Consider the following 13,670-nt stretch of genomic DNA (forward strand, 5'->3'; position numbering starts at 1 on the left):
AAGTTGCTCTGTTCAAATCGTTTTATTCAATTTTCAATAAAAAATAATTTCTATAATTTAATGCTTTTTTAATTGACATTATTTCAATGTTTATAGTATTGTTTTTGAATCGGAGGTTTTAAATTGAAACACTTAGTTAAATGTGTAGCTGTTGCTTTTTCAGTAATAGCACTTGCTTCATGCGGAACAACAAAAGAAACTGTAAAGGTTGTAACAGGAGCTTATGAGCGTTTGGACTGGCAGGGAAGAGCTACTGGAGCAGAAGTACCGAATTGGGTTGTTGCTGTAGGCGACAATAACAAAAGACAGATTGTAAAAGAACTTGATCTTGATGGCTATATGGTTTGGACTTTCAACTCAAACGGACCGGATTTGGATTTTCTCCAGAACTGGACAGACAAAGTTGACCTTCAGAGCAATGTTGCACAGTCTATCAGCACTTCAATTGGACGCGCTACAGAAGCTTCTTTGAAAGCAGAACAGAGCATTGATGCAACAAAAAGCGACAAGGCTCTCAAAGATGTTACAACAGTTCTTTCAAATGTACGTGTAAACGGACTTGAGAAAATTGCTTCATATTGGATTAAGAGCCGCTTCTCTGAATCTGCAAAGCCAAAGGCTGATTCTGATTACAAGACAATGTATACTTACTATTCAGTATGGGCTTTGAAGAGCGATTTGTATCAGAGACAGATTAACGCAGCAATGCAGGATCTTCCTGAAAACACAGCACAGGATCCACTTCTTATGAAACTTATCACAAGATCAATCGAAAAGACTATTCTTAACGAAGATGCAGATGCAAATGTCAGTGCTATATCTTATGATGCAGAAACAGATACTGTAACTTATGAAGAGCCTGGAGCTGAATTCTAAATGAAGAAGTTTGCTTTTTTGTTTGCAGCTGTTTTCAGTGGTCTTATGATGGTTTCATGCGGAAGCACAAAAGTTTCCCGCGTTGATGCTGATGAGGTCATTGACTTGGACGGCTACTGGAACGAAAGCGATGTCCGCATCGTTTGTGATTCTCTTATTGAAGAATGTATAAGTTCTCCTAGAATTGCAAAGTTTGAAGGACAGCAAGGACACGCTCCAGTTGTTATAATTGATTCTATACGCAATCAGAGCAGCGAGCATATTGACACTTCAATTGTTGAAAAGAAATTTCAGACAGCAATAATTAATTCTGGTGTTATGGAATTTGTTTCTAGCAGCACAGAAAGACAGGCTCTTAGAGAGGAAAAGGCTGATCAGGCTGATCATTCAACTTACGATACTGCGAAGGAAATGGATCAGGAAACTGGAGCTGACTTCATGCTTAAAGGTTCTGTTAAGACTATTGTTCAGTCTGCTGGCGACAAAACTGTAAGAACTTACTATGTTTATGCAGAGTTGCATGACATTAAAACAAATAAAATTGTTTGGATGGCAGAAAACGACAGCATAAAGAAAGTTATTAAACGTCAGAAAGCAAAGCTCTAATTTGCACAACAGGCATCTTCAGAAGTTTCTGGAGATGCCATTTACTTTAGGTCGGAGAAGTTTTCATGAAAAAGCTCTCGCTTCTTTCTTTGCTTTTTGTATTTTTTTTTCTAGTTGGATGCGCTTCTACAAAAGTTGACTTGGAGGCTGAAAAATATTTTTCTGAAGGAAATTATTCAGCATCTGCATCCGTTATTCAAAAATCAATAAATAAAAAAAATCCGCCGATAGACAAAGCTCTTGACGTGGCGATTCTAAATCATTATTCAAGAAATTATTTGCAGTCTTCAAAAGATTTTAATCAGACTGACCGTCAGATTGAAGATGCCTATACAAAAAGCATTTCAAAATCTACTGGCGCCGCTTCCTTAAATGAAAATATTTCTGATTACACTGGAAATATTTATGAATATCTTTTGCTAAATGCATTTAATTCTTTGAACTATTACAACCTGGGCGAATTTGACGAAGCTCTTGTTGAAATCAGAAAAATTGAAAATAAACAAAAAGAATATATTTCAAAATATGGCGAGCTCGCTTTGCAGGATTTGGAAGTAGACACAGAAGCTCTTGCAGATTCCGCAAAGACAATGAATATAAATATGCGTGAAGTTTATAGGCAGACTCCGCGGAAACCTACGGAAGCTGATGTCTATAAAGATTCTGCATTTGCGCATTATCTTGCGGCGTTGATGTATATTCAAGATAAAAGCGGAACTCCGGAACTTCATGTCCGCGAATATGAGGCGATAAACCGTGGCGTAAAATGCGCTTCTTTGCGAGATGACTTGAAAATTCCATCTGGAATGGGAAGGTTGGATTTCGTTTCGTTAGCTGGAAAAATCATTTGCCGGAAAGAAGGAACTGTTTATTTTCCAAGTTTTGCGGCGAATGGAACTCCGATTTTTTTAACTTCTGTAACGATTGGAGACATTACGATTCCGGCTTTTAGACTGAAATATGTTTACCCTTATGTTGAAGCAGATAAAAACGGCAATCTTATAAAGCCTAGCGATTCAATTTCTTCTATAAAAGTTACGCTTTCTGACGGAAGCACTGCGCGCCTCAACCTTATTGAATGGTTTGATGAAGCTGTTCAAAAAGATGTTGCTTTAAGAGCACGCAAGGATTTTACAAGAAGCATATTCCGCAGTACAACAAAAAAAGCTGCCGCTGTAACTTCTGCCGCTGTTGCCATAAGAGCTACTCCTGAAAAGTTCCGGTCAATTACAGAAATTGCGGTTACTAAGGCTCTTGATGCTGTGGATTTAGCTGAAACTGCTGATATTCGTCAGTGCCGTTATTTTCCGAGCTTTGCGGCTGGCGGAGGTTTTACTTTAAAGCCTGGAATTTATTCAGCGAAAGTTGAATATTTTGATACAAATGAAAATCTTGTCGGAACAGAAACTTTTGAAAATTTGGAAGTAAAAGCTGGTCGTCCGACTATTGTGGAGTCAATATGCGTAAAATAGCTAATTTTTTTGCATTGCTTATTTGTGGAATTTCAGTTTGTTTTGCTGCCCATGTAAAAGAACCTGCCTGGGTAAGCGTTCCGAAGAAAGTTTACGATCCTGAAAAATATCTTTCTTATGTTGGAAAGGCAAAAGATAAATCTCAGGCGGAGCTTCTTGCGGTTGAAGGAATTGCTTCTGTTTTTGAGCAGGATGTCGCTTCTGCTTCTGTGTCTTCTTCAAGAATGGAACAGGCGAGCAATGAAGGAAAAGTCGCAATTGCAAAGTCTCAGAATTTCAATTCAAAGATAATGCGAAAAGTTGACGTTGATTCTCTTATTGGCATTGAAATCAAGGAATATTGGACTGATGCTGATAAAAATATTTACGTTCTTGCGGTTCTTGACAAGCCGAAAACTTCGCTCCTTTATTCTAATATGATTGAAAAAAATAATGTGGAAATCAAAAAGCTTTTGAATGCTAAAACTGATGATGAGTTTTCTTTTGAAAATTATGCGCGGATTGATTTTGCTCGTGAAATTTCTGTTTTAAATGAAAAATATCTTTCACGTCTTTCTGTTATTGATTTTGACAAGGCTTCTGAATTGGAAAAGCAGACTGTGAGCGCATCTGATATAAATGCAATGTTGCTTCAGATTGCAAAGCAAATTCCTGTTTATGTTTATTTTCAGAATGATTCTGACGGCAGAGTTCGTTCCGCTTATGCAAAAATGCTGAATTCGTTTGGCTTTAGAACTTCGCAGGAAAGAAATGAACGTTATTCATTTACGGGAAGCATGAGTTTTGAACAGAATATTCCAAAAGATAAAAGTTCCGTTCAGTGCAGATACACTTTTAAGGCTGATTTGAAGGATTCTGCATTTGCGCAAAATCTTTTTACACTTTCATTTGATGGAAGAAATTCAAGCAATTCTTATTCTGATGCCCAGAACCGTGCTTTGCGCGCTATTGAAGCTCGTGCCGCAGGAAATTCTACAGAAGAATTTAGAAAATTTTTGCAGAATATTGTAGTTCATTATTGACAAAAAATTACATTTTCTGTACTATATTTATACATTCGTAACTGAATGCTCCCTTAGCTCAGTCGGTAGAGCAATGGACTGTTAATCCATGTGTCGCTGGTTCAAGCCCAGCAGGGGGCGCATATAAGGCAGCTGATTCGGCTGCCTTTTTTGTTTATAGATTGTCGTATCAAGTATGACAATGACAGAAAATCAAGTCTTACAATGACATTTTAAAATCGCAGTTAAAATTTGTTTTTTTCTTGAATTTTTATTATATTTATTGGCAATCAAAAAATTTTAAAATGTAGAACTTTTTTTCGCTCAATTTCTTGCTTTTAATTGAAGATTTTCAGCTTAAAAAGTTTTGGAGTAAAATCATGGCAAAGTATCAGTTTCAGACGGAAGTTAATCAGCTTTTAAAACTTATCATTCATTCAATGTATTCAAACAAGGATATTTTTTTACGTGAAATTGTTTCGAATGCTTCGGATGCTTTGGACAAATTGAAATATCTTACAGTTTCTGATGATAAATATAAGGATGTTGCTTTTAATCCGCGTATAGATATTTCGTTCAATGAGGAAAAAAAGATTCTTTCAGTTCAGGATTCTGGAATTGGAATGGACGAAGAGGATCTTACAAATAATTTGGGAACAATCGCGCGTTCTGGAACAAAAGCTTTTATCGATATGCTTTCTAAAAATGGAAGCGGCTCTTCAGATTTGATTGGTCAGTTTGGCGTTGGCTTTTACAGCGCATTTATGGCGGCAAGCAAAATTGATGTTTACACAAGAAAAGCTGCTGGCGACGGAAAAGTTCTGCACTGGTCAAGCGATGGAACAAATTCCTATGAAATTGAAGAACTCACAGAAAAATCCGAAGCCTATTGCCAGTACGGATTTGACAAGGCTGAAACTGTAGGTTCTGTTATTGAAATTCATTTGAATGATGATTCTAAAGATTATGCTTCAAGATGGAAAATTGACGAGCTCATAAAAAAATATTCAAATCATATTGCTTTCCCGATTTATCTTCATTATGTTCAGACAAAGTATAACAAGGACGGAAAGGCTGAAGGAACTGAAAATAAAGTTGAACAAGTGAATTCTGCCAGCGCGCTTTGGAAGCGGAACAAGAGCGAGCTTAAAAAAGAAGATTACAATGACTTTTATAAGACAATCAGCCATGACGGAACAGATCCGCTTATGTATGTTCATACTCATGCAGAAGGAACTCAGGAATACACGACTTTGTTTTATGTTCCTCGCACGGCTCCGTTTGATATGTATCAGGCTGACTACAAAAGCGGCGTTAAGCTTTATGTAAAGCGCGTTTTTATAACTGATGATGACCGTGAACTTTTGCCGTCTTACTTGCGTTTTATCCGCGGCGTTATTGATTCTGAAGATTTGCCTTTGAATGTGAGCCGTGAAATTCTTCAGCAAAACAGAATTCTTGAAACTATAAAAACTCAGTCTGTAAAGAAGCTTTTAAGCGAATTTAAAAAGCTTGGCGATGAGGCAAAAAAACTTGAGTCAAAAACGGAACTTTCCGATGCTGAAAAAGAAACTGTTGAAAAATGGCACGATTTTGTAAAATCATACAATCGTCCTTTAAAAGAAGGGCTTTATTCTGATTTTGCAAACCGCGATGAAATTGCAGAGATAATCCGCTTTAAGTCAACTGCAGATGAAGGCAATGGCGAAAACAAATGGACAAGTTTTGCCGATTATGTTCAACGCATGAAAACTGATCAAAAGGCAATTTACTATATCAGTGGAAGCGATGAAAAAAATTTGCGTTCTTCTCCGTTGCTTGAGGCTTACAAAAAGAAAGGGTTTGAAGTTCTTATCATGGCGGATGACATAGACGACATTGTTATTCCTGCATACGGAAAATATAAAGACTTTGAACTGAAAGCAGTAAACCGCGCCGGAAGCGATGAAGAGCTTGGCGTTGACAAAGAAGAAGCTAAGAAAAAAGAGGAAGCGTTCAAGCCTGTTCAGGAAAAAATAAAAAAAGCACTTGAAGGCCGTGTAAAGGATGTTGTTCTTTCAAAGCGTCTTTCTGACAGTCCGAGCTGCATTGTTGTGGACGAAAATGATCCGAGCCTTCAGATGGAACGCATGATGAAAGCGATGGGACAAGGCGGCGGAGATTTTGTAAAGCCGATTCTTGAAATAAATGCAGACCACGCAATTGTAAAAAAACTGGAAGGTCCTGTTTCAGAAGAGTTTGTAAAAAATGTAAGTGAAGTTCTTCTTGATCAGGCGCTTCTTGTAAGCGGCGCGGAATTAAAAGATCCTGCTGATTTTGTAAAATCACTGAATTCTTTGCTCGCTGAATAAAATTTTGTGCAGAAAGCTTTCCGATTTTTCTGGAAGGCTTTTTGCTTTTTTTATGAGAAATCATTTGTAACGATAATTGCGCATTTTTATTTTTTAGATATGGAAAAAATTGAAACTCCTGATGAGTATTTAGTGGAACATGACAACGATCATTTGCAGGGAAAAGAACTTGCAAAAATTTCATCATTGAACGAAATCAATTCGATGAATCCAAACGACTTTATAAAGATGGCTTTTGAATTTCAGAAGCTTATGATGATTTATGAAAGCGCGATAAAGCAAGTCGTTACAAAACTTGAAATTTTAAACAAAGAATATAAAGTTACGGGCAGAAGAAATCCGATTGAAACAATAAAATCCAGAATAAAATCACCTGAAAGCATTGCCGAAAAACTTGAAAAGCGGAAGTTGCCGTTTACATTTGAATCTATGACAGAAAATCTTACGGATGTCGCTGGCGTTCGTGTAATCTGCCCTTACATTTCGGACATTTACACAATAAAGGACATTCTTTTAAAGCAGCCGGACATAAAACTTTTGAAGGAAAAAGATTACATAAAAGAGCCCAAGGAATCCGGCTACAGAAGCTTGCACATTGTTGTTGAAATAATTGTTTATCTTTCGAACACGGAGCACAGAGTTCCAGTTGAAATTCAGCTTAGGACAATTGCCATGGATTTTTGGGCGAGCCTTGAACATGAACTTAGATACAAAACTGAATCCCATATTCCAGCCGGAATCCGCCGTGAGCTTTTGAGATGCGCGGAAACAATCGCAATGACCGACCGTGAAATGGAAGAAATTGCAATTGAACTTCAGGCGTTGGACTGATTTATTCGCTGTTTCTTTTGAATGCTTGGCATTACTAGAAAACTTTTTTTTTCTATAGTATGATATGTTTGTCTTAGAAATTTCCTTTTGGCGATTTTTAGATGAAATATCTTATATCAACTGCGCATCTTCATTTGATTGCGGATGTGCTTAAAAAGTCAAGATTTTTTTTGTTGGCTTTTTATGGGAGATTCAATTGTCGGAATTACACGAGTCTGGTGAAGATTATCTTGAGGCAATTCTTAGATTAAAAGAAGAAAATGGAGTTGCAAGATCCGTTGATGTTGCAAAACGTCTTGGTGTTTCCAAGCCTAGTGTAAGCCGGGCGATGAGCATTTTGGGCGAAAATGGATATATTACAACTGGCCACATCGGTTCTCTTGAGCTTACTGAAAAAGGTCAAAAAAAAGCCGAGTCCGTTTATGCGCGCCATGTTCTTCTCACAGATTTCCTTGTAAAAATTACTGGCGTTGACAAAGCTCATGCTGAAGAAAATGCGTGCAGAATTGAGCATGACATTGATGAAGATATAAAAGACGGAATTCAAAAGTGGATGGAGCAAAATAAATAAAATGTCAGACATAAATGAAAAAAATCACGGCACATTGACTGGCGACAACCATGCTGCTCTTTGGAGCGGAAGATTTGCAGAAGGACCAGATGCCGCTGCGGTTGAGTTTGAGACTTCTATCCGTGTTGATGAAAGAATGGCTCTTGATGACATTCACGGTTCGATTGCACATGCGCAAATGCTTGACGAGCAGAAAATAATTTCAAAATCAGAAAGCTCTGAAATTGTAAAAGGCTTAAAATCGATTGAAAAGGATTTGCTTTCCGGCGAGTTGAAAATTGACTATAGTGCTGAAGACATTCATTCATTTGTCGAAGCAGTTCTTACAGACCGCATCGGTGAGCCTGGAAAAAAACTTCACACAGGACGCAGCCGAAATGACCAGATTGCACTGGACGAGCGTCTTTATTTGCGCCGCATGATTCCTTGCATTCAAAATGAAATTTTAACTCTTATAAAGGCACTTTCAGAAATCGCTTCTAAAAATAAAAAATCTTTGCTGACTGGTTATACTCACATGCAGCATGCTCAGCCGGGAACTTTGGCTCAGCATCTTTTGGCGTGGGCTTCTATGCTAGTGCGCGACTGGGAGCGTCTTGAAGATTCACTTAAGCGCATTGAAAAGTCTCCGCTTGGATCTGGAGCTTTGCAGGGAAGCACATTGCCTCTTGACCGTGAGCTTGTTGCAAAAAAACTTGGATTTTCTGGTGTTACTGAAAATTCATTGGACACAGTTTCTGACAGAGATTACTGCATAGAATTTACTTCGGATTTTGCGCTGCTTCAAAGCCACTTGAGCCGGATGTGCGAAGAAATTGTTTTGTGGTCAACAACAGAATTTTCATTTGTTGAGCTAAGCGAAAAATGGTCAACTGGCTCTTCAATTATGCCGCAGAAAAAAAATCCAGACTTTGCTGAATTAATCCGCGGAAGAACAGGAAAAGTTTACGGAGATTTGATAAATCTTCTTACAATGGTAAAAGGGCTTCCGCTTGCTTATGACCGGGATTTGCAGGAAGACAAAGAGCCTTTGTTTGATGCTTTTGACACTGTTGAAGCGAACTTAAAAGTTTTTACGGCAATGGTTTCTTCTGCAAAATGGAATCTTGAAAAAATGGCGGCGAGCTGTGAAGGCGGTTTTGCAAATGCCACGGATTTGGCTGAATATCTTGTGCGCAAAGGACTTCCGTTTAGAACTGCGCATGGAGTTTCGGCAAAAGCTGTCCGCATGGCAATTGATGCGGGGCTTTCAAAAATTGAATATTTGTGCGTGGAAGAATTTAAAAAATGCTCGCCTTTAATTGAAGATGACGTTTATGAAATTCTTTCGCCTGAAGCCTGCGTGGAAAACAGAAAGACAATCGGTGCGCCTTCTTCTGAATCAACTTCAGTTCAAATAAAAGCTTTGCTTGCGTTCTGTAAAAAAAGCTTAAAAAAATAATTTTATAAAAGGAGTTTTCAAAATGAAAAAAATTGTTGCAGTTATTTGCGGACTTATGGTTTGCCTTTCAATGGCGAGCGCAAAAAAGAAATCGTCTGGAAAATTTGTTCTTGGCCTTGATGATTCGTTTCCGCCTCTTGGATTCCGCAATGAAAATAATGAAATTGTAGGCTATGATATTGACCTTGCGCGCGAAGTTGCTTCACGTCTTGGGCTTGAACTTGTTTGCCAGCCGATTGACTGGTCTACAAAAGAAATGGAGCTTAACACTGGAAAAATCGACTGCATTTGGAACGGACTTACTTTGACAGAAGAAAGAAAACGCGCTATGGCTTGCTCTGAGCCTTATCTTGCAAATGCCCAGGTTGTTGTTGTCCGCAATAATGGTGAAGTAAAATCGCTTGCAGATTTGAAGGGAAAAAAAGTCGGTGTTCAGGCTGGCTCTTCTGCACAGGAAGCGATTGACGGTGCGCCGGATTTCAAAAAAAGCCTAAAGGAAATTGTTGAGTTCAAGGAAAATGTTACGGCACTTAATGACCTTGAAGTTGGAAATCTTGACGGCGTTGTAATGGATTTAGTTGTTGCGGGATATAGCATTACGCAGGGAAAAAAGCCGCTTGTTATTCTTGATGAAACTCTTGCTCCGGAAGAATATGGAATTGCATTCAGCAGAAAAAATAAATCTCTCCGCGACAAAGTTCAGAAAACACTTTTAGAAATGCAGGCTGACGGAACTGTTGCAAAAATCTCAACAAAGTGGTTCGGCTCTGATATTTCTACAATTGGAAAATAATTGTATTTTATAAAATGCTTTTGCGTCTGGAAAAATTTCCGGGCGCATTTTTCTAAACTAAACTTTAAATGATTGAATTTTTATCTGAATATTTTCTAAGAATCAAAATCGGAAAACTTCTTGTTGTAATGCTTCAAAGCACTTGCGTTAGTTTGGAAGTTTTTTTTCTTACTCTGATTTTTTCTGTTCCGCTTGCGCTTTTTATTTGCTTTGGAAGAATGTCGGCTGTAAAAATTGTGGCTGGAGTTACAAATCTTTTTCTGCTGATAATCCGCGGAACTCCTCTCATGCTTCAGCTTATTTTTGTTTACTTTGCGCCCCAGATGATTTTTGGAATTGGCTTTGACAGATTTACAGCTGCAATTGTAGCGATGGTTATAAATTACGCGGCGTATTTTGCAGAAATTTACCGTGGAGGAATTCAGTCTATTCCGTTTGGCCAGTACGAGGCTGCGAAAGTTCTGGGCTTTACAAAAAATCAGACTTTTTTTCGCATTATAATTCCGCAGGTTGTAAAGCGAATAATTCCGCCGATGGGAAACGAAGTTATCACTCTTGTAAAAGACACTGCGCTTGTTCAGGTTTTGGGCGTGGCGGAACTTTTTCATGTTGCTCAGACTCAGAGCGGTCGGCTTGTTAGCGTTATGCCGCTTTTTATTGCAGGCGTTTTTTATTTTATAATGAACTGGGCTGTTTCTAAAGCATTTGACTTTACGGAGAAAAAACTTGACTACTACAAATAGTGAAATTATAAAAGTTGAAAATCTGAAAAAAAATTTTAGCGGACTAGAAGTTTTAAAGGGCGTTTCATTTTCTTTGCACAAGGGCGAAGTTCTTGGAATAATCGGTCCGAGCGGAAGCGGAAAGTCCACATTGCTTCGTTGTGTCTGTCAGCTTGAAAAAATTACGGACGGTTCAATTTCTATTTGCGGACAAAACATGGTTACGGACGGCGTTTATGTCGATAAAAAAACTTTGAGAAAAATCGGCTTGAACGTTGGACTTGTGTTTCAGAATTTCAATCTTTTTCCACATTTTTCAGTTTTAAAGAATATTACTGAGGCGCAGAGAGTTGTCCTTGGAAAAGAAAAGTCCGAAGCGGAAGAAACTGCGATTTCACTTTTGAAAAAAATGAATCTTGAGCAGAAAGCGTCGTGTTATCCTTGCGAACTTTCTGGCGGACAGCAGCAGCGTGTTTCTATTGCGCGCGCATTGGCACTTAAGCCTGAAGTTTTGTTTTTTGACGAGCCTACATCTGCTTTAGATCCTGAGCTTACTGGAGAAATTCTTGCTGTAATCCGTGAACTTGCCGAGGAAAAAATGACAATGGTTGTTGTTACTCATGAAATGTCTTTTGCCCGGGACACAAGCGACACAATTATTTTTATGGACGGCGGAGTTATTGTTGAGCAGGGAAAAGAAGTCATTGAAAATCCAAGGGAAGAACGCACAAAGCTTTTCTTGAAGCGTTTTAATGAAAAATAAGTTTTTTGTGTTTTTAAGAAAAGCTATTGACAATATAAAGTGCTTTTTGATATGATATTATCACCTTTTGGGGTGTTAGCGAAGCTGGTTATCGCGCTGGCCTGTCACGCCGGAGACCACGAGTTCGAGTCTCGTACATCCCGAAGTCAAGCATCTGTTTTTATACAGGTGCTTTTTTTTTGCCTTGGTGCTATCATATTGTTGAGAGGAATTTATGACAAATAAAGTTTACATAATCGGACACAGAAATCCCGATACTGATTCAGTTGTTGCGGCTGCTGCTTATGCAAGGCTCAAGCATCTTCTTGGAAAAAAAGAATACGTTGCTGCCCGCGCTGGAAAATTAGCTCCGCAGACAGAATATATTTTCAAGAGATTTAAAGTTGAGCCGCCTGAATATATTCCGGATTTGATTCCTAAAACTGAATATTACATGAGCGGAGAATATTCTTCTGTAGATCAGGATGTTCCGCTTTGGAATGCTGTGGACAAAATGATAAGCACAAATTCTTCTGTTCTTCCGATTGTCAATGTGGACGGAACTTATCAAGGACTTTTGAATTACAATGCGTTTGCCTTGAATTCATTTAAAATTCTAAGTCCGAAAAAAGATGACATTTTTTTAACAAGCATAAAGCTTATAGAAAAAACTTTGGGCGCAGTTCCGATTGTGGAATTTAACGCTGACGATTATTTTAAATGTTCTTTGATGGTTGGCGATGACGATGCTGATTCTTTTAAGAGCCTTCTTTCTGAGCACAAAAGTGAAAACATTGTTGTTATTACAGGCGACCGTGAAGATATTCAGAAAATGTCAATTGAAGCAAAAGTGCGCGCGGTAATTGTTACCAAAGATTACGTTATAAAAAAAGAGCTTAGAGAACTTGCCCGCGAAAATAAAGTTTCAATTATTTCCGGCCATGACAGCACTGTTGCAACCGCGATGCTTGTAGAATATTCATCTCCTGTAAGTTCTATGGCTGACACGAAAATTCTTCCAGTGAAAGCAAGCGATACAGTGCAAAAAATCCGCGCCCAGCTTGCGCAAAGTCCCACCAGATGCTTGCCTGTTGTTGACGATGATTTTAAAGTTATCGGAATAATCAGTGAAAGCGATTTGCTGCACGAAGCGAATATTCAAGTTATTTTGGTTGATCACAATGAGCCGCAGCAGGCAGTTGAGGGAATTGAAAATTATATAATTCAGGAAATTATTGACCACCACAAAATAAATACGTTTGCAACCCGGATTCCAATTAATTTTATAAACAAGGCTGTCGGCTCAACAAGCACGATTATTGCGAATCTTTACCGCGAAAACAGAATTTCAATTCCGAAAGACATGGCTTCAATTCTTTTATGCGGAATTCTTAGCGACACTTTGATTCTTCAGTCTGCGACGACAACCGAATATGATGTTCTTACCGCTGAATATTTGAGCAACATTACCGAGCTTGACATAAAAACTTTGGGAAACGACATTATAAAAAGTGGAAGCCACATAGACGGACGTTCCGCGGAAGAAGTTGTGCATCAGGATATGAAAGAATATTCTGAAAACAAATTCAAATATTCTGTGAGCCAGATAGAAGTTGACAGCACTCGTGAAATTGTTGAGCGCAAAAAAGAATTCCTTGATTGCCTTGAACAGGAACGAAAGTCGAAAGGAGCTTTATTCAGCGCGCTTCTTGTAACGGACATAACAAAATTGAGCTCGATAATGTTTTTGGCAAGCGATCCAAAATTTGAAGCCGTCATAAATTTCCCGAAACGTGATGAGCATATTTATTATATGAAAGATATTGTTTCGAGAAAAAAACAGCTGATTCCTTTGCTTTCTGAATTGACTGCAAAAGTGAATTAAAATTTTCTACAGATATTTTTTTATTGTTTCTACGATTTTATTCTGAACCGGAAGAATTTCCTGAAGCTTTGCTTTTGCTTCTGGAATTTTTCCTTGGCGCAGAAAGTCTGTAATTTCAGTGTAAGATTTGTAAAGCGGAGTTACAGAAAGATTTCCTGCGTTTCCTTTTAATGTGTGCGACTTGGAAATTGCATTGCTAAGATTTCCACTTGCGATGTCTTGCTCAATTCCGCTGTTCTGTTCAATTGAATCTGGAAATTTTTTCAGCATCATTTCCAAAAGCTGGCTGTTGCCCATAAACCGTTCGAGAGCAGAATCCATGTCGGCGCCAAGATTTTTCATCTCGTTTATCAAATCCACAAAATCCCTCTAAGAAAAA

13 protein-coding genes and 2 tRNA genes are annotated in these 13,670 nt (G+C 38.3%); 14 read left to right on the forward strand and 1 reads right to left on the reverse strand.

The genetic code is table 11. The features are described 5' to 3' along the window. The first annotated feature begins 123 nt into the window (after nt 1–123). The 14 genes from Q0N70_RS03055 (at nt 124) to Q0N70_RS03120 (ending at nt 13,291) form a co-directional block, all read left to right on the forward strand. Complete coding sequence (locus Q0N70_RS03055) at nt 124–876, forward strand: hypothetical protein (RefSeq protein ID WP_294013723.1); 753 nt, start codon at nt 124–126, stop codon at nt 874–876. After that, a complete protein-coding gene (locus Q0N70_RS03060; protein WP_294013725.1) occupies nt 877–1,482 on the forward strand; it encodes a penicillin-binding protein activator LpoB in 606 nt (201 codons plus the stop codon). A 65-nt stretch (nt 1,483–1,547) separates the two neighbouring features. Then, nucleotides 1,548–2,954: a hypothetical protein gene (locus Q0N70_RS03065; RefSeq protein ID WP_294013728.1), complete on the forward strand. Its 1,407-nt coding sequence runs from the start codon at nt 1,548–1,550 to the stop codon at nt 2,952–2,954. Next, complete coding sequence (locus tag Q0N70_RS03070; RefSeq protein ID WP_294013731.1) at nt 2,942–3,976, forward strand: LPP20 family lipoprotein; 1,035 nt, start codon at nt 2,942–2,944, stop codon at nt 3,974–3,976. Before Q0N70_RS03065 ends, Q0N70_RS03070 begins: the two co-directional genes overlap by 13 nt. Before the next feature lie 47 nt (nt 3,977–4,023). After that, nucleotides 4,024–4,096, forward strand: a tRNA-Asn gene (locus tag Q0N70_RS03075). A gap of 239 nt (nt 4,097–4,335) precedes the next feature. Beyond that, the gene (gene htpG / locus Q0N70_RS03080) at nt 4,336–6,306 is read left to right on the forward strand and encodes a molecular chaperone HtpG (protein ID WP_294013735.1); all 1,971 of its coding nucleotides are present in this window, start codon (nt 4,336–4,338) and stop codon (nt 6,304–6,306) included. 99 nt (nt 6,307–6,405) lie between these two features. Further along, entirely contained in the window at nt 6,406–7,137 is a 732-nt protein-coding gene (locus Q0N70_RS03085) for a GTP pyrophosphokinase family protein (protein ID WP_277299806.1), read from the forward strand. 196 nt (nt 7,138–7,333) lie between these two features. Beyond that, nucleotides 7,334–7,708: a metal-dependent transcriptional regulator gene (locus tag Q0N70_RS03090; RefSeq protein WP_013700694.1), complete on the forward strand. Its 375-nt coding sequence runs from the start codon at nt 7,334–7,336 to the stop codon at nt 7,706–7,708. Nucleotide 7,709: 1 nt separating this feature from the next. Next, nucleotides 7,710–9,149 (forward strand): argininosuccinate lyase, encoded by a 1,440-nt coding sequence (argH, locus tag Q0N70_RS03095; RefSeq protein ID WP_294013746.1) that lies wholly within the window; start codon nt 7,710–7,712, stop codon nt 9,147–9,149. 22 nt (nt 9,150–9,171) lie between these two features. Beyond that, nucleotides 9,172–9,942, forward strand: a complete 771-nt coding sequence (locus tag Q0N70_RS03100; protein WP_277299804.1) for an amino acid ABC transporter substrate-binding protein — start codon at nt 9,172–9,174, stop codon at nt 9,940–9,942. Between the two features lie 68 nt (nt 9,943–10,010). Further along, nucleotides 10,011–10,685 carry an amino acid ABC transporter permease gene (locus tag Q0N70_RS03105; RefSeq protein WP_277299803.1) on the forward strand — a complete coding sequence of 225 codons (675 nt, stop codon included), beginning with the start codon at nt 10,011–10,013 and terminating at the stop codon, nt 10,683–10,685. After that, entirely contained in the window at nt 10,669–11,427 is a 759-nt protein-coding gene (locus tag Q0N70_RS03110; RefSeq protein WP_277299802.1) for an amino acid ABC transporter ATP-binding protein, read from the forward strand. Before Q0N70_RS03105 ends, Q0N70_RS03110 begins: the two co-directional genes overlap by 17 nt. Nucleotides 11,428–11,496: 69 nt before the next feature. Then, nucleotides 11,497–11,570, forward strand: a tRNA-Asp gene (locus tag Q0N70_RS03115). 71 nt (nt 11,571–11,641) lie between these two features. Then, entirely contained in the window at nt 11,642–13,291 is a 1,650-nt protein-coding gene (locus Q0N70_RS03120) for a putative manganese-dependent inorganic diphosphatase (protein WP_294013750.1), read from the forward strand. 6 nt (nt 13,292–13,297) lie between these two features. Here the strand turns inward: Q0N70_RS03120 and Q0N70_RS03125 are convergent, their stop codons facing one another. Further along, on the reverse strand, nt 13,298–13,651 hold the full coding sequence (locus Q0N70_RS03125; protein WP_294013753.1) for an Hpt domain-containing protein: 354 nt from the start codon (nt 13,649–13,651) through the stop codon (nt 13,298–13,300). Nucleotides 13,652–13,670: the final 19 nt, after the last annotated feature.

It is taken from the genome of uncultured Treponema sp. (assembly GCF_945873775.1).
Classification (GTDB): domain Bacteria; phylum Spirochaetota; class Spirochaetia; order Treponematales; family Treponemataceae; genus Treponema_D.